Source organism: Candidatus Zymogenus saltonus, from assembly GCA_016929395.1.
Lineage (GTDB): Bacteria > Desulfobacterota > Zymogenia > Zymogenales > Zymogenaceae > Zymogenus > Zymogenus saltonus.
Genome location: JAFGIX010000054.1, coordinates 42,677 through 63,686 on the forward strand (window position 1 = coordinate 42,677; position 21,010 = coordinate 63,686).

Sequence of the window (21,010 nt, forward strand, 5' to 3'; positions counted from 1 at the left end):
TCTTTTAGGGATAGGGATTCCGATCTCCAAGGATATCGGGCGTCTATAAAGATTTAGCCCATGCTGAGAAAAAGCTGTTTTGGATATGTCAATCTATGCTAAAATGGTAGCTGGTCGTTGATGGAAAATGTGGTGATAGGATAAGGCGGTATCGTTAAGGACGACGGTGAAAAGTCATGGATGATGTTAAGGAAAAAATCCCTCAGATCGAAGGCCATTTCACGGCGTTGTCTATGATAAGCCTGGTGCAGGGTATCTCCGGCAATAAAAAGATGTTGATAATCCTTTATTCCAAAGATGGGAAAGAGGGCAAGCTTTATTTCGATAGCTCAAGGATAGTGGGGGCAAGCCTTGGAGATACGTTCAGGGGGGAGAAGGCCTTCTTCAGGCTGATCGAGTGGGAGAACGCGCGTTTTCAGGCCTTTGAGGTGAATAAAATAAAGCCTGAAAACAATAATATCAAGATGGAGCTTTCACATCTGCTCCTGGAGGGACTCCGGCAGAAGGATGAGAAGGAGAAGATCAAGGAGCGTATTCTGCCCATTTACAAGATAAAGCGGGCCGAGGGGTCTTTTGATCTGTCGTCAAGGGAAAGGGATTTGTGGGAGATCATTAATCCACGAGGGAGCTTTGTCATTGATCTGGTTAACGCCACGTCCATAACCGATTTCGAAGCCTACGAGGCACTGACGTCTCTGATGTTGAAAAAGGCGCTCCAGTTTGTAAAGATCAAGACTCTCGTGATCGACGACAGCGCCTTCATGATAAAGATACTCAAGGATATACTTGAAGGTATTTACAGAGACACAATGGCGATAAAGACGCTGGAAAACGGGGCCGACGCAATAAGGGCGATAAACTCCTCCGACCCCGAGGCCGTCCCCGATCTCATCTTCACCGATATACTTATGGAGGGAACCGGCGGGATGGAGGTAATAAAGGCCGCGAGGGAAAGGGACAAGCCGATAAACACCATTGCGGTGACCACGCTCCAGAGGGAGATGAGGGACATCCTGAAGGCAGGCGCGAATTACCTCCACAAGGACTGGATTACCAATGACGACATAGAGGATATTGTCAAGGATCTGGTCGAGAGGACCATCTCCGGGGAGCTGTCCGTTATCGGCGGGAGCCTCGAAAGTAAAAAAAAAGCATGACAATAACCATATAGGGGGCTTTTCTCTCAAAAGGGCGTAAGCTGCCTTGTGCCGCATGCGTTTTGGAGATCATTATCAAATCCAGTTATCTTCAATCCTTTCGTCGGCGGGTCTGATCGGCGGGTGAAGCTGCAGTGGGGTGGTCGCTTTTTGTCAATATTTTGCGTTTTGAAATAAAAAAATGTCGCCCCGAAAGATATGGTAATATCTTTCGGGGCCTTTTTAAGTACGAAATTTTTTTAAAACCGTCACTCCGGCACCATTGTCAGCCTGTATTTAGCATCCTTCTCCACCTGATTTCTGTAAAGCATCAGGGTCCTGAACTCGAAATTGTACCACATATCGAACTGGTCGTCGTAGTGGGGGCTCATGAAGTTGCCGGAGATACCCGGCATGGAGACTACCTTTGAGTTCCTGTTGTCGGAGCAGTCTATGACGTGCCTTGCCTGGGATATGCCTGATGGTCTGTAAGGATCGTTAAGCATGGGCGTTGTGGCATAGGGCACGATAAATCCCCCGCTCATCGGATACGGCCCTATGTCGGCGAAATATTTGAGGAGGGGCACTTTCTTGCTGAAGGGGTGCTCGAGGGTCAGCGTGAACATCTCCCCCCAGACCCAGCCGTCTATGTTTTTGCCGCGCTCCTTTTCGAGAAACTTAACGGCGTCCCTGAAGCTCTTGGCGAGCATGTCGCCCCTCTTTTCTATCTCAGGCGTGTCGGGATCGTCGAACCATTTCGAGTCTTCGTCTTTCATTATATTGCCCAATCCCTTGAAGACATTGGAGTTCACCTTGATAAACTCGTTGTAGAGGTCATCCCCCAGCCGGTTCGAGAAACTGTTTTTTACCATATGGACGAGGGTCGCCTGGAAGATCGCCGGGGCGATCTCACCCTTGTCGGACATATAGTCCCAGCTTGAAAGCTCCTCAAGTGCCCTCTTTTCATTGTCGGTGAGTTCTTTCCCCTTCAGCGATTCTATTATCAGGGGAACGAAGTCCCTCCCCATGACGACGTAGACGTCGCCGTAAACCTTGTTTATATCCTCCATACCGAAGCCGCCCTTCTCCGAAATCGTCTCTTCGATTATCTCGTTGACCCTGAGCGCCCTGTAATGTGACGAACATACGTTGCCCAGTTCAAATGGGTAGTCCACCGGCACGGGGTAGCGGGAGTTGGAGGAGTTGATAAATCCCTTCTTTGGATTTTTGACGATCGGTTTTTTATCCGGGGAAACATATCCCTGCCACTCATATTCACCAGTCCAACCGGGCATGGGCAGGCTCCCGCTAAATCCCATCCTTATCGGTATTCCGGCGCCGAGAATGTAGCCGAGGTCCCCGTTGCTGTCGCCGACAATCATATGTGCGGCGGGAAAGCCCCAGTCACCGAAGCCCTTTATGAAGCTGTCTACGTCATTCATCTTTTCGGTAACAAGATAGGCCACTTCAAACTGGTTTGTGATATCGGTCCCGGCCCAGCGCATAGAGAGGAGTTCATCCTTGGAAACGACCCCCTTTACCGCATCGGCGATGATGTCGTCGACGACCGGCCCGTGAACCGTCAGCCTTACATTCAGCTCAACGTCTTTACCCCCCTTGACCTTTATTATCTCCTTTTTGATCTCCATGTCTTCCCATTTGCCCTTATAGAGATACTGGTCTCTGTTTTCGGGATTTACCCTTTCAATGTAGAAGTCGAGTTCGTCAACAAAAGCGCCGGTATACACCCATCCGGCGGTTTCGATTTGCCCGCTCCAAAAAACCGGCAGTCCAACGGATACTTGACCGGAGATATTGGTAGTCGGGGTTACCATGTGACACTCGTAAAACATACTGGGTATACTCTTTGGTATGTGACAGTCGTGGGCCAAGATAGGCATCCCGGTCTTTGACTTTTCGCCGGATATGCCGAAGTTATTGCAGGCCTCAGTTATAGGTGAAAGACCTATCTCCGTCAACTTCGTTTCGGCTTCGCCCATGACGTTAAGGAGCTTTAGGGAGGTGTCATCGTCGTAACCACCGGCCAGCGCCGGGCTGTTTTCATATATCCCCCCCTCTTTATCGTAAAGGGCGGTTTTCGATGGATTGTAATAATCCAATTCATATTCCCTGTTCGGCGGGAATATCTCTGATGCCATCTCATCTCCCACGTGGTCTATGAATGTAGCGTACATTAGATCCCTTTTAAAGGAGGAAGAGAAAAACCAGCTGTTAAAAACGGTGATCGAGATCACATCCTCCGGCTTCCAAGGTCCCGGCTTGTGGTTGAGGAGGAGAAACTCGAAGGGTAACGGCTCCTCCATATTTTCGATGTAGTGGTTGATCCCCTTTACGTAGGCTTCGAGGACGGCCTTTGGCTCTGGAGACATGTCTTCGTAGACTTTCTTGACGTCGCAGGGCGAGAAGACGGTCCTGTAAAGTATATCCGCCTTGACCATATCCTTTCCGAATATCTCGGAGAGCCTCCCCTTGCCGGCGGCCCTAATAATCTCCATCTGGAAGAGGCGGTCCTGGGCCGTCGCGTAACCTATGGCGAAATAAGCGTCCTCGTTGTTTTCCGCAAAGATATGGGGGACGCCGTAGGAGTCACGGATGATCTCGACCTTTTCTTTTAGCCCCTTGACCTTAATCTCCCCGTTATAGTCGGCAACCGTGGATTTTAGATAGCCGAAAAAGACTCCCACTGTGCCCAACAAAAGAATCAGAATTATTGCCAATGTCCATTTCAAGAATCTCATTAAAACCTCCATTAGAATTTTAAAATATTTTATCTATCTGGAAATCGAAGTCAATAGATATTCCACGGAATTTTTTAAAAAGCCCGAATTTGACGTGTTTTTTCTTATCTCGATATTTTCACCGGGGGGGGGCAAATTTGGGGAAAATGCTCAATATCTGTGGAGAAATCCCGTAAACAGACCTGTTTAAAAAAATAGAAAAAAATAATAATGCAGACTTACGTATTCAAGAAAATATGCTATAATATAAATAGTATTTAATACTATTTAGCCTAAATATTTAGCCAAAAAAGGTTTCATTGATATTCTTGCCGCTGACTGTGGTGTTTCTAAAATTTGAAAGATATATTTAAATTCAAAGAAAGAGGAGATAATCATGGAAAGTTTAAATAATAAACAGCGCTCGTTCCTTGAAGATAAATTCAGGGATCGGGTCTGTTTCGATAAAACGGAGATGAAGCTCTACGGCCATGATATCGGAGCGATGCCGAACATGATAAAGCCGATCATCGGAAACACCGTCCCCAATGCCGTAGTCCAGCCGAACACGGAGGAGGAGCTCGTTGAGCTTGTGCGCTGGGCAAAAGAGAACAGGATCCCCTTGACGCCCAGGGCTAAGGCGTCCTCCGGCTACGGCGGGGCGATACCGGTGAATAACGGGGTGGTGGTCGATTTCTTCCGCCTGAATCGCGTCCTCGACATAGACAAGAAGAACAAGACCGTCAGAGTCCAGGCGGGCACGGTCTGGGAGAAGGTCGACGCCGCCCTTAAGAGAGAGGACCTGACCGTCAAGCTCTACCCCTCAAGTTACCCCGGCTCCACCGTGGGCGGGTGGCTGGCTCAGGGGGGGACGGGGATCGGCTCCTTCGAGTCCGGCTGGTTTAGGGACAACGTGGTGGGCGCCCGCGTTGTCATGTCCGACGGGGAGGTTAAAGAGATGAAGGGGAAAGACCTCGACATGGTCTCGGATGCCGAGGGGATCACCGGCTTGATCGTCGACCTTACCATGAAGGTAATGGATAACGAGGAGCTTGACGTGGTGGCGATCGGCTGCCCGAATCCTAAAGATACCCAGAGGCTCATCGAGATGATGATCGAGGAAAAGCTTCCCATCTGGTCGCTGGTGTTCATCAATCCGAGGATGGCGGAGCTGAAAAACAGGGCGCCCCTCATGCTCATGCACGGCCACCCCGTTGAGGAGCGCGTCCTCCTTCCAGCCTCCTACATCCTTACCGTTGCCTATCGGAAGAAGAACGCCGGCCTGGTGATGGAGAAGCTCAGTGAGATCGTAAAGCCCTGCGAGGCGGAGATATTGAGCGAAAGAATCGCGGACCACGAGTGGGAGAACAGGTTCAAGCTGATGGTGGTAAAGCGCCTGGGGCCGAGCCTCATCCCCACCGAGGTGGTCATACCCCTGTCTGCGCTTGGCGACGTCATGGAGGAGATCGAGCGAAAGGTCAATCAGCCGATCGTCAAGGAGGGCGTGATAATAAAAGAAAGCAGGGACGGCAGGCCGGAGGTGGTCATCCTGGGCTTTATCCCGGGCGACCAGAGGAAGTTCAGCTTCAACTTCGTCTACAGCCTCGCCATGACCGTCATCAAGATCGCGGAGAGGCACGGCGGGAGGGCATACAGCACCGGCCTATATTTTGCCAAGAAGGCCCCCCAGATACTTGGCAAGAAGAGGCTCAAGAGGCTCAAAAAATTCAAGAAGGGCTCGGATCCGAAGGGGATATTCAATCCGAAGAAGGTGATAAAAAACGGCTTTATCGGGACCTTTATGAAGGTCGCCGGCCTCTTCGAGCCTTTTGCGAGACCCTTCGGGAACCACATCATAACAAAGGTCGGGGAGCTGCCGACTATGCCTGTCAGGGATATCCCCCCCGACGTCGCCTGGTACGCCTACAGCTGCTCCCAGTGCGGCTATTGCGTGGAGGAGTGCGACCAGTTCTACGGCCGGGGGTGGGAGAGCCAGTCCCCCCGCGGGAAGTGGTACTGGCTGAGGGAGTACATGGAGGGGAGGGAGGATTGGGATCAGTCGATGGTGGACACGTTTATTGTCTGCACCACCTGCGAGCTCTGCAACTTCCGCTGCTCGGCGGCGCTTCCCATCGAGGCCTCCTGGATGAAGCTGAGGGGAAGGCTGATCCAGGAGGAGAAGAAGATGACCTTTCCCCCCTTCGAGATGATGGCGGCGGCCCTCAAGAAAGAGGGGGACATCTGGGCGGGATACAGGAAGGACCGCTCCAACTGGTTCCCGAAGGAGCTTGTTAAAAAGCACGGTCCCGGGGTAAAGTCGAAGAACGTCTATTTTGCAGGGTGCACCGCAAGCTACGTAGAGAACGACATCGGGATGGCCTCGGTGACGCTTCTGGACGAGGCGGGGGTGGACTTCACGTTTCTGGGGAACAAGGAGAGCTGCTGCGGAACGCCGATGCTTGTTGCCGGGAAATGGGACGTCTTTGCGGACATAATGAGGAGCAACATCAAGGCGGTGAAGGCCTCGGGCGCCGACACGGTGATCTCGTCGTGCCCCGCCTGCGACATGATGTGGCGCCACACGTATCCGGAGTGGGCGAAGAAGCTCGGGATAGACTACGACATCACCGCAAAGCACTACAGCGAGGTCGTTACCGAAAGGATAAAGGAGGGGAAGTTCTTGTTTCCGAAAAACGGGAAGAAAAAGGCGACCGTAACCTGGCACGACTCCTGCCACATCGGCCGGGTCTCCGGCGTCTACGAGCCGCCGAGGGAGTTGATCAGGGCTATCCCGAACACGAAGCTCGTGGAGATGCGCCACAACAGGCAGGAGGGGCACTGCTGCGGAAGCGTCCTTACCCTCATAAAGGAACCGCCGGTGGCAGCAGACATAGGCAAGGAGAGGCTGGACGAGGCGGTGGAGGCGGGGGCCGAAAAAGTCCTGGCCCTATGCCCCTGCTGCGAGTTTCAGCTTCGGGTCTCGGCGGACAAGAAGGAGATTCCGGTCGAGGTTATCGACCTTGCCCGCTACGCCTCGGAGGCGTTGGGGTACGACTTTCCCGACCCGAACCTGGAGGTCAAGAGGCAGTGGGCCGTCTTTGAGGCGATGATAGACCTCATGACGCCTCAGGGATTTGCCGAGCTTATGGGCACGATGTGGCCGGAGCTGATCAACGCCATGCCGCTTAAGATGGGACCGATGATGAGAATCATGGGGAAGATCCCGGGGGCATTGAGTCTGATGAAGCCGATCTTCCCGATCCTCTTTCCGCTGCTCCTTCCGATGATGATGCCGAAGGTGATGAATACGATGCTATCCCGGGTGGCGGAGAAGATCCCCATGCCGGACTACATGGCCGAGCAGATGCCGGACATGATGCCGAAGGTGATGGATAACCTCATGCCCCACATGATAGGGGACGTGGTGCCCCTCGTTACGCAGCCGATGATCGACTACCTCAGGGGGAAAGAGGGATAATCTATGACCTAAAAGGCTCCTGGACAGGATGGTCGATCGTGTGGATTCGGCCGATAAAGATCAAAACTAAAAAAGGCCCGGTCGAGTGAGCTGTTCTCACCCCGCCGGGCCTTTATGCCCTCCGCAGTCGTTAAGACCGGGAGTCGAACCGAGTGGATGGAAGCGGGAGGCGCCGTGGCACAAATCGACATTGAAGTTAGTCGGATGGCAAAGGACGGCCCCCCCCTGACAATTTAGATAGTTCTATACCCTGAAAATTAATTCGGAGAGGCACTCGAAGCCGCGCCTTTCGTTAAAGCGGCGGATTTCCGCCCTGATTTCCCTGTCCGACACCTCGATTGTCCCGATGTGCCCCCACTCCGCCCCGGGGTAGACGTCTCCGGGATTCATGGCCAGAACGCCGCCGACGACCTCCAGGAAGGGCCTGTGGGTGTGGCCAAAGAGGACCGCCCTTGCCCCCTCCTTTTTCGCCCTCACCGCGAGGGCTTTCAGCCTCTTCCTCCACTTATCCTCCCCGTAGTAGGGATTTATGTCGAAGGTGTGACCGTGTGTTGCATAGATTTTTATCCCCCGGACGGTGAAAAAAATCTCGTTTGAAAAGGACTCGATTCCGGTCAAGCCATTGGTTTTTCCGTCCCGGTTGTCCGCAGAATCTACGCTGATGTCCCGAGATGTCAAGGTGTCTGAGCCGAAATAGGGGGGGGCCGTCTTGTCCTCGTTTCCGAGGATACCGATCGATCTTAAGTCGAACCTATCGTTCAGGGCGATGAGGTCTCCGGCGTGGTCGCCGAGATGAAGAAGGAGATCGAGGGGGAGGACTTTTTCGATAATTAGGGACGCCCTCTTAACGTTTCCGTGAGTGTCCGATATAACGCCGATCTTCATTTTTTTATTCGAGTTAGAGATGACGCCCCTTTTTCCCCATCCATTTTTAGAACAGACTAAGATCGAGGAAAGGCAAAAAGATTAATCCGTAAAATAGTCAAAGCCGATGCCCCCTCAGAACAGAGCGGAGATTTGCGGGCGTATTCCCCTCACCTCTTACGTCTCCATTGTAACTCGAGGACGGGTCAAACCCCCTACTTGGTCTTAAGCCTCTTGCAGGCATCCGCAATGCCGAGCTCACAGGCTGTTATGAGATCTTCGGCGGACTTTTCCTTGTTGCCCATATCGTAATACACCTTGGCCCTGGCGTAGTATGCGTGGCCGAAATCGGGCTTGTTCTTTATCGCATCGTTAAGGTCTGTCAGCGCCTTGCCGTTGTCGCCTATCTTCATGTACCCGACCGCCCTGTAATAGTAAACCCTGGCTACGTTCGGGTCCATCTTTATGGAGCTCGAAAAATCCTCGATCGCCTTTGTGTAATCCTTCTTCTGGGCGTACGCCAGCCCCCTGAAATAGTAGGCCGGGGCGAGGCCGGAGTCGAGGGAGAGTACCTTGTCGAAGTCCGATATCGATTTATCGAACTCGCCCGCGGTCAAGAGAAGCGTCCCCCGATAAAAGAGGGACATGATATTATTCGGATCTATCTCCAACGCCTTGTTGAAGCACTCGTGTGCCTCGGCGAACTCCATGGCGTCCAAATGTTTCTTACCCTTATTCTTCCACTCTTCGGCTGTCTCTGCGTACGAAAACGCGGCCTGAAACAGAAAACATAACGATACAAAAAGCAAAACTCCCTTTTTCATCGATTTCCTCCGGTTCTTCTACTAAGGTGATCTTAAGTCTCCCCTTCCATCGGAACGGCGTGCTCCAAGTCGGGACAAAAAAATCACCTATTTGATCATAATTTCTTTATCATCGCCACTTCCCCGCAGTCTGGAAAGTTCACACACTTGATGCAGTGGGACCAGACCTTGTGGGGCAGAGTCGACTTGTCGACTATCGTAAATCCGAATCTCTCGAAATATTCCGGGATGTACGTAAGAACGAACACCCGCCCTATTCCGAGGCCTTCGGCGTCCTCCAGACACGCCTCTACCAGCATCTTCCCTATTCCGTTCCTCTTCTTCCCCTCTCTTACCGCGAAGGAGCGTATCTCCGCAAGGTCCTCCCACGTGACGTTGAGAGACGCCGTGCCCGCTATCTCTTCATTTCCGTCGGCGTTGTCCATATAGACGAAGAACGAACGAAGCCTGTCGTAAATCTCCGACAGTGAAACGGGGAGCATCACCCCGGACTTGCCGTAGGGCTCTATCAACGCCCTGATCTCTTGCGCATCCTTTACATGGGCCTTTCTGATCATCTAAATTCCTTTGGTTTAGCCCCCGATCCTCTAAAAATAAAAGAGAGAGCCCTTATTAATAATCCGATCTTGAAAAGATCGGCTCTGATTACGGTCGGCGGTTGATGTTTCCGAACCTCGACTAATTGTGTCTCCCCTTACCCGCGTCGAGAGCGGACTTAATCATCTCCTTTGCGTGCCTCAGCGTCGTCTCGGTTATCGTCTCCCCGCCCAGCATCCGGGCTATCTCCATGACCCTCTCGTCCTGGGAGAGGCGCTCGACCTTTGTTATCGTCCTGTTTAGCCTTGTCTCCTTTACGACCGAGTAGTGGGTGTCGGCAAAGCCGGCGATCTGCGGGAGGTGGGTTATGCAGATCACCTGCTGGTGGAAGCTCACCTCCCTGAGCTTTCTCCCCACCACCTGGGCGATTCCCCCGCCTATGCCGGAGTCGACCTCATCGAAGATCAGGGTCGGGATGACCTGTGTCTCGGCAAGGGTCTTCTTCATGGAGAGGAGTATTCTCGACAGCTCCCCCCCGGAGGCTACCCTTGCCAAGGGCCTTGGCTCCTCGCCGATGTTCGGGGAGATGAGAAACTGGAGACGGTCTATCCCCTTTCCGGTAATGACATATCCTCCGGCCGAGAGCTTGTCGTCGCCGGTCGCCCTGTCCCTTTCGATTGCGACGGTAAAGGTCGTCCCGCCCATCCCGAGGGATTTCACCTCGTCGACGATCTTGCTGGAAAAGATTTTGGAGACCCGGCCTCTCATCTCGGAAAGGGAGTTGGAGAGGGAAAACGCCCTTTCCCGCTCCGCCTCGATCTTCTTTTCGAGCTCTTCCATCCTCTCCTCGCTCTTCTCGATTCCGGTAAGCTCCTCTTTCGCCCTCTCCCCGAAGGCTATGATGTCGGCCGTCGACGCATCCGGCGAGGGGGCGTACTTCTTCTTGAGGGAGGAGATGAGCCTCAGCCTCTCCTCGACCTCTTCGAGCCTCTTGGGATCGAAAGAGATCTTGGATGAATAGGCGGAAAGCTCCTTTGCGGCGTCCTCAATGATGTATAGGGCGCCGCTCAGCGATTCCACGAGGGGGGAGATCTCGCCGTCGATGTTGGCGATCTCCTTCAGGTTCGCAAGGGCCGACCCCACAAGCTCCTGGGCCGATCCCTCTATGGCATAGAGGCTTCCCCTCGCCTCCTCGGCCCTTTTGTAGAGCTTTTCCGCGTTTGCAAGAATTACCCTCTCCGACTTAAGCCCCTCCTCCTCCCCGCTTACGAGCTTCGCCTCCTCTATCTCCTTTATCTGAAACCTTAAGAATTCCTCCTTCCTCGCCTTCTCCCGCTCGTCAAACTTGATCGAGTCAAGCTCCTCGATCAGTTTTTTGAGCCTCCCCACCGATTGGGCGACCTCCATTCTCAACGGCATCAGCCTTCCGTACTCGTCGATGACGTCCAGGTGCCGCTCCGGCCTCAGGAGGGTCTGGTGTTCGTGCTGCCCGGAGATGTTTATAAGCTCCTCTCCCACCTCCGAGAGGGTGGTAATCGTCGAGAGGGAGCCGTTTATGAAAATCCTGTTCTTCCCCGCCTTGGAGATGACCCTTTTTATCACAAGCTCATTTCCGCCCCCCTCTATCCCCCTCTTGGACAGGAAGTCGTAAATGGGGTTCTTTTCCGGGAGGGTGAACAGCGCCTCGACCACCGCCTCCTCGGAGCCGGTCCTTATGAGGTCGCTCTGTGCCCTGTCGCCCAAAATCAGGTTCACGGCGTTTATGATGATCGACTTTCCCGCCCCCGTCTCTCCGCTCAGGATGTTCAACCCATTCGAGAACGTGACGGTAAGCTGGTCAATAATGGCGAAGTCCTTTATGGTAAGCTCGACAAGCATTTTATCTCACCCCGCCCCACCTCAGTTTCGTTCGCAGAACGTCGTAGTAATCCCTCTCCGGCGGCTCGATGAGGCGCACCTTCCTCTTCGACTTTGATACCGTAATGGTTCTTCCCTCCGGGAAATCCACCCCGACCTGTCCGTCGAGGGTCACGTAGACGGTGCCGTCGCCGGACAGCAGCCTTATCTCGATCTTCGATTCCTCCGGGACGAGAATTGGCCTGTTCGTCAGGGTGTGGGGGCAGATCGGGTTGATAATGATGGCAGACAACGTCGGGTGCACAACAGGCCCCCCCGCGGAGAGGGAGTAGCCCGTCGATCCCGTTGGGGTTGACACTATAAGGCCGTCGGCGTTGTACGTCGTCAGGTACGCCCCGTTCACCATGACCTCGAGGTTTATGATCCTCGCAAGGACGCCCTTGTTTATCACGACGTCGTTTAAGACCGAGTATTCCGACTTCTTTCCGTCGGCCGTTGGAATCTCGGCCTTCAGCATCATCCTCTCTTCTATCCTGAAGTCGCCGGAAATGACCTTCTCGATCGTCTCATTCAGCTCCTCCAGGGCTATCTCGGTAAGGAAGCCGAGGCTTCCGAGGTTGACTCCGAGGATCGGTATCTCGCTTTTCCCAACCAGCCTCGCAGCGTAAAGGAGGGTCCCGTCGCCGCCGAGGACTATGATAAGGTCGGAGCTCTTCGGGACGTCCTCGATGTTGAAAGACGAGCTCTCCCCCGTGAGGCTTGCGGTCTCATTGTCGAGGATCGTCTCGATTCCCCTATCCTTCAAGAACGGGATCAGCCCCCTTACCGTGTCGATCGCCTCGGGCTTGTTTTTCTTCGCGACGATCCCAATTTTCTTTATTTTTTCCATCTCTCCCGATCAAGTCAGGTTCCGATCTCGTGCGGTATACCTTTTCACTTTTTCTCTTCAAGAACGACATTATCATTCATATCATATATCATTTTAACTGTCCATAGGGTTTTTTAAGGTTTGGTTCTGCCCCTCTATTTTTGGCAAAGGTGAATGGACATTTTCACTTTTTATTTAATTCTTTTTAGTGTTGACTGAAAAAAATAGTGTGTTATAATTTTAAACTGAATTAGTGTTGAATCGGTGAAGAAGTGGACACTCTGCTCCCGCTGAAAAGAGAAGACCAGCTGAGGGCTCCAAAGATACTCTGGACGAGGAGGCTTTCTGAGGCGATCCTTAATCCTATTGAGGTGGTCGATCGATTTATTGTCGTGGAATCGGGCGGCTGTCTCTATGCCTTTGACGCCGTCGACGGCACCGTAGCCGACAACATCTATTTCAACAACAGGATGAGAAACTCCGGCTCTCACTACTTCTCCTTTTCGGGCCTCGACGAGCTTGACATAAAGGATTTGGTCAGCACGCCCATCGAGTCCCAGGCCATCGAATCAAACTCCATCTACGATCTCTCCACCCTGAAGAGAATCTACAGGCGGGACGGCGGTATGGCGGGGGTTCCCCTCATTGTCGGTAAAAAGGCGTATTTCGGGTTTATAAGTGAATGGCAGGATTCCTTTGTAATCGCCTTTGACCTTGAGAAGGGTGAAGTCGTCTGGGAGAAGGGCCTGGATGGCCATCAGACGATCCTCAAGTTCCCTCCCACCACCGACGGCGAAAGACTGTATATAAGGAACCTCTCCCACCTCATGGCTCTGGACATCAGGACGGGCCGTGAGGTCTGGAACACGAAGCTCACGGGGAAGGAGAAGGAGGAGGGATTCAGGGACCTTATCTTTTTTTCGGCCCCGGTAATGTACAACAGGTCCCTCTATCTTTTCAGGGATGAATACATAATCCCCTACCGCCCCAAGACGGGGGAGACGAACTACAACTCCTGGAGGAGGTATCTGGGCTCCATCGGTCTCAACGCAATGGAGGCGGGCCCGCCGCCGATTATCTCGAGGGACAAGCTCTTTACCGCCGGAGGACTCTACTTCATCAGCGGACAGCTCGCCTCGATAGGCGGTGATCCGGGCGGATTTTCAAGGATATCCTCCTACGACATGGCCCAAAAAAAGGCCCTCTGGGAGATTGATACGGGTCACGCCTCCGTGGACAAGATGACGCTCGGGGGCAAATTTCTCGTGACCGCCGATTTCAAGGGGAAGGTCCTCTGTCTGTCCTCCATAACGGGGGACATCCTCTGGGGCAGCAGGCTCGAGGGAGGTGTTCGGGTAAAGCCGGTGATCTTCTTCGGGAGGGCATACTTCGCCACGGACAGGGGTCTCCTCTACTGTCTCGCCCTTTAATCTCCATTCGCCGTCGTTTCGGGGTCGCCGGGATTTTTAATATTTGATTCCAGCCCGGCTGAATTCCTTATATTTAGCAAACCGGCGATTGATGGTAATCTTTCTCTAAATACACATGTCTTTCCCGTCATTTTGGAGGCCGGTCCCGTTGTTGTCCAATATTTATCTGTAGGCGATCTCGGCCCGCGTCGTTTTCACCCCCCCCTCTCTCAATACAAATGTGACAGAAATCACAGCGCCCTTTTCGTTTCCGTAGTAACCTTACGACAGGATAGGGTTTTATCCTGAAAAAATCGACTGAAAAAGGAGAAAGGAATATGAATATAGAAAGAATCAAGACGGTAAGGGGAGGAACGAGGGGGATCAAAAGGATTAAGACGGGGGTCGCCGCTTTGGCCATAGTCTTTTTCGTCTTCGGCTGTGCCTACGGATACGGGAGCGGGATGGGCGGCTATGTCGGCCCGAACGCCCTCTGGGGCGCCCTCTACGGGGCGAGCATCGGCGCGGCGATAGGCTCCTCCTCGGGACACACCACCGAGGGCGCCCTCTACGGGGCGCTCGCCGGGTATATCCTCGGCGGGGGACTCGGGTTCGGAGCGGGGATGAACAACTACAACAACCAGAATCGGTACTATGGGAACAATACCCAGAACAATCCATTTTATCCAAATGAAAATCCCCAGGATAAAGAGAAGTACGGGCCATACGACACAAATCCAACACCGGACAAGAACAGCGGGACGGGAATCAACTATAGCTACTAATCCAATGGTACAAATAGACGCGAAGATCGAAGTTCAATAGACGACTATAATAATAGGGGCGGGGAGCATTATCCAACAATACGATCTGGAGATCCCCGTCTTCGGTTATCTCTGGTGATTTTGAATTGGCGATCGGTATGGGCTTAAGCCTGGTTTTTAAAATGGGTTGTTGAAAAGGAAAAAAAGTAAGTTTATTTGATGGGCCCCATATTTTGGGGCCCTTTTTTTGGACAATTTACAATATATTATGTATTATAATGTGACGCGAGATTTCTATGTTAAAAGTATTGTAAATATTACCAGGAAAAAACGATATGAAGGCAAACCTGAAATTCTATCTTTCTCTTTTTATCTCCGCCCTTCTCCTCTCCGGCTGCGCCCATATGAAGGGGGGAAGGTTCGGAGTGGCGTCGGTAAGGGACCTCGCTGTTGAGACTGCGGCCTCCCTTGCCGACTGTTATCAGCAGAAGGACGTCGAGAAATTCATGACCCTGGTGTCTCCGAAGTTTCTGGGCGGGTACGGCAGGTTCGAGGAGGAGCTGACCGGGCGCCTCTCGGAGATCGAGTCGGTCAAGATCGAGCTGGTTGTGAAAAAGGTCGACGAGGGGGAGGATCGGGTTTTTGTGGAGACCGAGTGGAGCGGCGCTGTAATCGGCGCCGACGGAAGGAAAGAGGATATCTCCGGCAAGAGCGGATTTACGTTTATTCGTTATGACAAGAACGTCCTGAAGCTCTTCTCGGTTTCCGGGGATAGTGTTTTTCTGGGGGGTTCGCCCAGATAGCGCCTCTGTCGATTTTGCCGAATCTTGGCCCCTTGAGGAATATTATAAAGAGCCGATTCACAAACGGGATTTGGACAATTTCCCTAGGTGCGGCCTTGAAAAGATTTAAAATCAAGCGGTATAGTCGACAGGAGACGCTCCGTCATTGAGTTCCACAAGAAAGCACCGCTTTTACAAACCTAAAAACCATATCTGCATATAAACAGACCTCGATCTTGACAATCCAAAATACACCCTAAATATTTTGTTGAAAAAGGCCTCTTTTGTGTTAAGATTATTGATGCAGCGGATTATGGGAATGCAAAAAACTACGGGCACCTTTGTGTTGGTGCTGGGAGACATTGCGGGGAATGTTTAGTAAAAATTTTAAAAATTTTTTTAGCGAAAATGGTAATCCGGATGTACACATTTTTGGGTTTCCGATAGTGTAAAAGATACTGTAATCGCAATTCCCGTTTATAGGGGAAAGGGTAATTAATTGATGGAGTTTATCATAGGAGATAGAGTATGTCAGGCCATTCCAAGTGGCACAGTATCAAGCACAAAAAGGGGGCTGTGGACGCCAAGCGGGGCAAGATGTTCACGAAGCTGATCAAGGAGATAACCGTGGCGGCAAGGATGGGAGACCCTGACCCGGAGACGAACCCGAGGCTGAGGACGGCCGTCGCCGCCGCCAAGGCCGCGAACATGCCCAAGGACAACATCGAGAGGGCTATAAAGAAGGGAGCCGGGGAGCTCGGCAGCGTCAACTACGAAGAGGTAATATACGAGGGATACGGACCGGCCGGCGTTGCGGTTATGGTTGAGAGCCTTACCGACAACAAGAACCGAACTGTCGCCGATATCCGCTATATATTTTCAAAGAACTCCGGGAATCTGGGGGAGAACGGCTGCGTGAGCTGGCTGTTTGAAAAACGGGGCGTAATCTCGGTTGAGGGGCATGGCACCGACGCCGATGAGCTCTTGAACATCGCCCTGGAGGCGGGGGCGCTCGACGTCAACGAGGAGGGGAACTCGTTCGAGGTGATTACGGAGTTTGCCGATTTCGAGGACGTTAGGGATGCCGTCAAGAAGGGCGGATTTAAGATAATCACGGCGGAGATAACCATGCTCCCCAAAAACACGGTGGCCCTTGAGGGTAAGGATGCGGAAAAGATGTTGAGGCTTATGGACGCCCTGGAGGACAACGACGACGTCCAGAAGGCGTTTGCCAATTTTGATATACCGGAAGAGATAATGGAGGAGCTGGATATTTGACTCAAGGGTATTAGGAGTCGATCCCGGGATAACGGTTACCGGCTACGGCGTGATAACGGGAGGGAAATCGCCCACGGTGGTGTCGGCGGGGGAAATCAAGCCGGCCTCGCGCCTTACCATGGCGGAGAAGCTGGAGGCGATCTTTCGGGAGACGGAAGAGGTCATCGAAAAGACCTCCCCGGATGCCGTGGCGGTGGAGGGGATCTTTCACGCCAAGAACGTGAAGAGCGTGATAAGGCTCGGCCACGCCAGGGGCGTAATCCTCCTTGCGGCGGCGAGAGCCAACCTTGTTGTTTACGAGTATTCCCCGAGGGAGGTGAAGGCGGCGGCGACCGGATACGGCGCCGCAGAAAAGGCCCAGGTTGAAAAGATGATCAAGCGGATACTCAATCTTCCCGACGACGTCGGAAGCCATGCGTGCGACGCCCTCGCCGTTGCCCTCTGCCATCTTCATACCTTTAAGGTCACATCAAGCAAGGAGCGGGCATGATAGCGCTGCTTCGGGGAAGGATAATTCAAAAATCGCTCGATTCCATCGTGCTTGACGTCGGCGGTGTGGGCTATCAGGTGTTCTTGCCCCTCACGACCTATTCCGAGCTTCCCGACGTGGAAGGCGAAACTTCCCTTCATATATACACCTACGTCAGGGAGGACGCGATCGTCCTCTTCGGCTTTACAAGCGGGAGGGAGAGAGGGATATTTATCGACCTCATCGGGATTTCGGGCGTGGGGCCAAAGGCCGCCGTGGCGATACTCTCCGGGATATCGCCCGCGGAGCTTGAGGACGCAATCCTCGCAGGCGACCCGGAGAGGCTGACTGCTGTCCCCGGCATCGGCAAAAAGACGGCGGAGAGGATAGTCCTGGAGTTAAAAAGCAAAGTTGAGAAGAGGATAAAGAAGGAAGGGATCGAGAGGCTCGATGTGGATTCGGCTCTTGTCTCCGACGTTACCGAAGCGCTGGTAAACCTCGGTTACAAGAGGCAGCAGGCGCAAGTTGCGGTTAGGACGGCCCTCAGGAAATTCGAGGGCGGGGACGACAGGGGGATCGGGGGGGATGCCGTGGAGGGGAAGGACCCCGGGGAGGTGTTGAAAGATTCTCTCAAGATTCTTTCGGGGAATTGAGGAAAGTAAATGGACGATCGCATCAGCAGTCCCACAAGGGCCCAGGACGAGGTCAAGTTCGAGGAGAGTCTAAGGCCCCGGCTCCTCTCGGAGTTCGTAGGGCAGGCGGGGATAAAGGAGAACCTGGACGTCTTCATTAGGGCGGCCCTCAAAAGGGGGGAGACGCTCGATCACGTCCTCCTATACGGCCCGCCGGGGTTGGGAAAGACGACCCTCGCCCACATAATACGCCACGAGCTGGGCGTTGGGATTCGGGCCACATCCGGGCCGGTCATCGAGCGCCCCGGCGACCTGGCGGCGATCCTCACCAGCATCGAGGAGAAAGAGATCCTCTTCATTGACGAGATTCACAGGCTGAGCCCCGTCGTGGAGGAGATCCTCTACCCTGCTATGGAGGACTACGAGATAGACGTGGTGATCGGCCAGGGGCCGAGCGCCAGGAGCATAAAGCTGGGGCTCAACCGCTTTACCCTTATAGGGGCGACCACCAGGGCGGGGCTCATCACCTCCCCGCTGAGGGATCGCTTCGGCGTTGTCTCCCGGCTCGATTTTTACACGAGCGAAGATCTCTTGCAGATCACCATCCGCTCTGCCAAGATACTCGGCGTTGAAGTAACCGACGACGGCGCCTGGGAGATAGCGTCGCGGTCGCGGGGAACCCCGAGGGTGTCCAACAGGCTCTTGAGGAGGGTCAGGGATTTTGCGGAGGTCAAGGCGGACGGAGTCATCACAAAAAAGGTGGCAAAAGAGGCCCTCTATATGCTTGACGTCGACGAGGCCGGCTTCGACGAGATGGACAGGAAGCTGATGCTGACGATCATCGACAAGTTCGACGGCGGCCCCGTCGGGATAGAAACTTTGTCCGCTGCCGTCAGCGAGGAGAAGGACACGATAGAGGACCTGTACGAATCGTACCTTATCCAAGAGGGGTACATCAACAGGACGCCCCGGGGCAGGGTGGCCACGAGACTTGCTTATGAGCATTTCAAGAGGAAACCCAAGGGTGCTCAAAAGGGCCTCTTTGAATGAATTTTCTTGCGAATAATCTTGAAATATGTTATAGGTATTTGATATGAGGGAGTCTATATATTAAATCTTCATCAGCAAGGTGGGCAAGCATTGGGGTATTGGGACATTGGGGTATTTAAAGAATTAGGAATTATATAGGCCATGATACCGGGATTTAATCATAATGTCCGCTACAAGGGTATTCTCTATCACGTCCAGACCGAGGACAGTGGAGTTGATAACCCGGTCATTACAACGCTCCTTTACAAGTCCGGGACCATCCTTTCGTCAAAACGCACCAGCTACTCGGACATCTTGAACTCCGATAAGATGGACGAGGTGGTCAAGGAGATAATGAAGGAGCAGCACAAGATGATGCTCTATGACCTGAAAAACGGTGTGTTTGACGGTGAAAAAGAAGTTCCCAAGGTTGAGATACCCGAAGACGTTCCCGAGAAGATCGAAGAGCTGGAGACGACCAGAGAGGAGCTGGATTTTGGGGACGGGGTGATCTCCGAGAAATCGTTGGACGAGGTCATTCTCGATTACCTTGCTGCGGAGGAATCGGGGTCAGAAGATTAAATCAAAAACAGTAAAAAAAATCATTTCCGGGAAAGAGATATGCTTAAAATGTGGGTGTTTATCTCCGGGCAATGATTTTTTTTAGAGGGTCGAGCCTAATACCAATTGAGACAGATGTCCTTTCCATGACCTTCTTATATATATGTGTGGTTTGGGCAATACATCTAAAAACCGCTTAAATGAGCGCAAATACACGAAATGATCCGCCTCTATCACGTATATAAAAATTACGGCACCGGAGTCGACGCCCTTTCCGATATAAATCTTCACGTGGACAGAGGGGAGTTCGTCTTTATCACCGGGCCCAGCGGGGCCGGTAAAACCACGCTTTTGAAGCTCCTCTTCATGGCGGAGAGGGCGACAAAAGGGCAGATATTGATAAACGATCTTAATATCGAGACGTTAAAGAGGAGGAAGATCCCGTATCTCAGGAGGGCCATAGGAGTTGTATTTCAGGATTTTAAGCTCCTGAACTCCATTACCGTTCTCGACAACGTCTCGTTCCCCCTGGAGGTGCTGGGACTGCCGAGGCGGGAGATAAGAAAAAGGGTTATGAGGGTGCTTAAATTTGTCGGATTGAACAAGAAATATAAACATTATCCCCTGGAGCTTTCGGGCGGTGAACAACAGCGGGTGGCGATTGCGAGGGCAGTGGTTAACGAGCCCCCCATACTCCTTGCCGACGAGCCTACCGGGAATCTCGATTCCGAGCTTACCCTCGACATAATCAGGCTTTTGGACTACATACACAAGAGGGGAGCCACGGTAATCATGGCGACTCACAACAAGGATATCGTCGAGCGGTTTCACAAGAGGCTTGTGTCTCTCGATCGGGGAAGGATTGCAAATTAGATGTTATTGACGAGGATTTCTTATTTTCTAAGAAAGACCTTCTCAAATATCAGGGCGTATCCTCTGGTTAATCTCCTTTCAATTACGACAATTTCGATAGCTTTATTTATCTTTTTTACATATCTGCTTTTATACATAAATTTAAACGAGCTTCTTATCAGCTTGGGGGAGGAGGTTCAGATTACGGCCTATCTCGCCGACTTCCTCTCGGACGAGGCGGCCGACGGGCTTGAAAAAGACATCCTCGAAATCAAGGAGGTCGAGGGGGCAACATATATTTCCAAAGAAGACGCCCTCAAATATCTCGGGGAGATTTTTTCCGGTCAGGGCGATGTCCTGGAGGGGCTCTCGAAAAATCCCCTCCCGGCGTCGTTCGAGGTGAAGCTCAAAAAAAGATTCAGGACGCCCGAGGACGTGGCCCTCGTGGCGAAGAAGATCGAAAGAATGAACGGCGTGGATGACGTCGTGTTCGCCAGGGAGTGGCTCTCCAGGTTCTACGAGGTCCAAAAGATCGTGAAGGTAGCGGGTATTATCATCGGGGTTGTGCTGTCCGTGGCGGTGATCGCCATAATAGCCATAACAATAAAGCTCACCCTCTACGCCAAGAGGGACGAGATTGACATAATGAAGCTCGTGGGGGGGACAAACTCCTTCATCAAGATTCCCATGATCTTCGAGGGGATGATGCAGGGATTTTTGGGGTCCGTAATAGCCGTTGGGGCGCTCTTTTTGACTTATCGCTATTTTATGGAACATTATTACAAGGATGTTGGTCTCTTCTTTGGGGGAATCGAGGTTAATTTCTTTGATCCTGAGATCATTATTTATTTCTTCATCTTCGGGATCTCACTCGGATTATTCGGGAGCATTATCTCCTTCGGCAGGATGCTGAAGACTTAGAACCATTTTAT

At 52.5% G+C, this 21,010-nt stretch carries 18 protein-coding genes; 12 read left to right on the forward strand and 6 right to left on the reverse strand.

Going from position 1 to position 21,010, the window contains the following annotated elements; genetic code table 11:
- Positions 1-176: 176 nt before the first annotated feature.
- A complete protein-coding gene (locus JW984_10605; protein ID MBN1573632.1) occupies positions 177-1,157 on the forward strand; it encodes a response regulator in 981 nt (326 codons plus the stop codon).
- A 248-nt stretch (positions 1,158-1,405) separates the two neighbouring features.
- On the opposite strand, the gene JW984_10610 is transcribed toward JW984_10605, so the two are convergent.
- Positions 1,406-3,895 carry a penicillin acylase family protein gene (locus JW984_10610; protein MBN1573633.1) on the reverse strand — a complete coding sequence of 830 codons (2,490 nt, stop codon included), beginning with the start codon at positions 3,893-3,895 and terminating at the stop codon, positions 1,406-1,408.
- Between the two features lie 376 nt (positions 3,896-4,271).
- Between JW984_10610 and JW984_10615 the strand changes: the two genes are divergently transcribed.
- Positions 4,272-7,352, forward strand: a complete 3,081-nt coding sequence (locus tag JW984_10615; protein ID MBN1573634.1) for an FAD-binding oxidoreductase — start codon at positions 4,272-4,274, stop codon at positions 7,350-7,352.
- A 243-nt stretch (positions 7,353-7,595) separates the two neighbouring features.
- Here the strand turns inward: JW984_10615 and JW984_10620 are convergent, their stop codons facing one another.
- The 5 genes from JW984_10620 to JW984_10640 form a co-directional block, all read right to left on the reverse strand.
- Positions 7,596-8,237 carry a YfcE family phosphodiesterase gene (locus JW984_10620; GenBank protein ID MBN1573635.1) on the reverse strand — a complete coding sequence of 214 codons (642 nt, stop codon included), beginning with the start codon at positions 8,235-8,237 and terminating at the stop codon, positions 7,596-7,598.
- Positions 8,238-8,431: 194 nt separating this feature from the next.
- Positions 8,432-9,040, reverse strand: coding sequence for a tetratricopeptide repeat protein (locus JW984_10625; protein MBN1573636.1), 609 nt, complete (start codon positions 9,038-9,040; stop codon positions 8,432-8,434).
- A gap of 95 nt (positions 9,041-9,135) precedes the next feature.
- Positions 9,136-9,597 (reverse strand): N-acetyltransferase, encoded by a 462-nt coding sequence (locus JW984_10630; protein ID MBN1573637.1) that lies wholly within the window; start codon positions 9,595-9,597, stop codon positions 9,136-9,138.
- A gap of 121 nt (positions 9,598-9,718) precedes the next feature.
- Positions 9,719-11,455, reverse strand: coding sequence for a DNA repair protein RecN (gene recN / locus JW984_10635; GenBank protein ID MBN1573638.1), 1,737 nt, complete (start codon positions 11,453-11,455; stop codon positions 9,719-9,721).
- A 1-nt stretch (position 11,456) separates the two neighbouring features.
- On the reverse strand, positions 11,457-12,314 hold the full coding sequence (locus tag JW984_10640; protein ID MBN1573639.1) for an NAD(+)/NADH kinase: 858 nt from the start codon (positions 12,312-12,314) through the stop codon (positions 11,457-11,459).
- A 260-nt stretch (positions 12,315-12,574) separates the two neighbouring features.
- Here JW984_10640 and JW984_10645 point away from each other — a divergent pair, with 260 nt between their 5' ends.
- The 10 genes from JW984_10645 (at position 12,575) to JW984_10690 (ending at position 20,999) form a co-directional block, all read left to right on the forward strand.
- Positions 12,575-13,732, forward strand: coding sequence for a PQQ-binding-like beta-propeller repeat protein (locus JW984_10645; protein MBN1573640.1), 1,158 nt, complete (start codon positions 12,575-12,577; stop codon positions 13,730-13,732).
- Positions 13,733-14,049: 317 nt separating this feature from the next.
- Entirely contained in the window at positions 14,050-14,496 is a 447-nt protein-coding gene (locus JW984_10650; protein MBN1573641.1) for a hypothetical protein, read from the forward strand.
- A 314-nt stretch (positions 14,497-14,810) separates the two neighbouring features.
- Positions 14,811-15,278, forward strand: a complete 468-nt coding sequence (locus JW984_10655; protein ID MBN1573642.1) for a hypothetical protein — start codon at positions 14,811-14,813, stop codon at positions 15,276-15,278.
- Positions 15,279-15,785: 507 nt separating this feature from the next.
- Positions 15,786-16,535: a YebC/PmpR family DNA-binding transcriptional regulator gene (locus JW984_10660; GenBank protein ID MBN1573643.1), complete on the forward strand. Its 750-nt coding sequence runs from the start codon at positions 15,786-15,788 to the stop codon at positions 16,533-16,535.
- Entirely contained in the window at positions 16,528-17,025 is a 498-nt protein-coding gene (gene ruvC / locus JW984_10665) for a crossover junction endodeoxyribonuclease RuvC (protein MBN1573644.1), read from the forward strand. The genes JW984_10660 and ruvC overlap by 8 nt, the downstream gene beginning before the upstream one ends.
- Entirely contained in the window at positions 17,022-17,657 is a 636-nt protein-coding gene (gene ruvA / locus JW984_10670) for a Holliday junction branch migration protein RuvA (GenBank protein ID MBN1573645.1), read from the forward strand. Before ruvC ends, ruvA begins: the two co-directional genes overlap by 4 nt.
- Positions 17,658-17,666: 9 nt before the next feature.
- Entirely contained in the window at positions 17,667-18,686 is a 1,020-nt protein-coding gene (gene ruvB, locus JW984_10675; GenBank protein ID MBN1573646.1) for a Holliday junction branch migration DNA helicase RuvB, read from the forward strand.
- A gap of 141 nt (positions 18,687-18,827) precedes the next feature.
- On the forward strand, positions 18,828-19,247 hold the full coding sequence (locus JW984_10680; protein ID MBN1573647.1) for a hypothetical protein: 420 nt from the start codon (positions 18,828-18,830) through the stop codon (positions 19,245-19,247).
- A gap of 198 nt (positions 19,248-19,445) precedes the next feature.
- Entirely contained in the window at positions 19,446-20,099 is a 654-nt protein-coding gene (gene ftsE, locus JW984_10685) for a cell division ATP-binding protein FtsE (protein MBN1573648.1), read from the forward strand.
- A gap of 162 nt (positions 20,100-20,261) precedes the next feature.
- Positions 20,262-20,999, forward strand: a complete 738-nt coding sequence (locus tag JW984_10690; protein ID MBN1573649.1) for an ABC transporter permease — start codon at positions 20,262-20,264, stop codon at positions 20,997-20,999.
- Positions 21,000-21,010 lie beyond the last annotated feature (11 nt).

Bases quoted from the DNA above. Each gene is read 5' to 3' on its own strand.
- JW984_10605 (MBN1573632.1), top strand. From the start codon at position 177: ATGGATGATGTTAAGGAAAAAATCCCTCAGATCGAAGGCCATTTCACG.
- JW984_10610 (MBN1573633.1), bottom strand. From the start codon at position 3,895: ATGAGATTCTTGAAATGGACATTGGCAATAATTCTGATTCTTTTGTTG.
- JW984_10615 (MBN1573634.1), top strand. From the start codon at position 4,272: ATGGAAAGTTTAAATAATAAACAGCGCTCGTTCCTTGAAGATAAATTC.
- JW984_10620 (MBN1573635.1), bottom strand. From the start codon at position 8,237: ATGAAGATCGGCGTTATATCGGACACTCACGGAAACGTTAAGAGGGCG.
- JW984_10625 (MBN1573636.1), bottom strand. From the start codon at position 9,040: ATGAAAAAGGGAGTTTTGCTTTTTGTATCGTTATGTTTTCTGTTTCAG.
- JW984_10630 (MBN1573637.1), bottom strand. From the start codon at position 9,597: ATGATCAGAAAGGCCCATGTAAAGGATGCGCAAGAGATCAGGGCGTTG.
- recN (MBN1573638.1), bottom strand. From the start codon at position 11,455: ATGCTTGTCGAGCTTACCATAAAGGACTTCGCCATTATTGACCAGCTT.
- JW984_10650 (MBN1573641.1), top strand. From the start codon at position 14,050: ATGAATATAGAAAGAATCAAGACGGTAAGGGGAGGAACGAGGGGGATC.
- JW984_10655 (MBN1573642.1), top strand. From the start codon at position 14,811: ATGAAGGCAAACCTGAAATTCTATCTTTCTCTTTTTATCTCCGCCCTT.
- JW984_10660 (MBN1573643.1), top strand. From the start codon at position 15,786: ATGTCAGGCCATTCCAAGTGGCACAGTATCAAGCACAAAAAGGGGGCT.
- ruvA (MBN1573645.1), top strand. From the start codon at position 17,022: ATGATAGCGCTGCTTCGGGGAAGGATAATTCAAAAATCGCTCGATTCC.
- ruvB (MBN1573646.1), top strand. From the start codon at position 17,667: ATGGACGATCGCATCAGCAGTCCCACAAGGGCCCAGGACGAGGTCAAG.
- JW984_10680 (MBN1573647.1), top strand. From the start codon at position 18,828: ATGATACCGGGATTTAATCATAATGTCCGCTACAAGGGTATTCTCTAT.
- ftsE (MBN1573648.1), top strand. From the start codon at position 19,446: ATGATCCGCCTCTATCACGTATATAAAAATTACGGCACCGGAGTCGAC.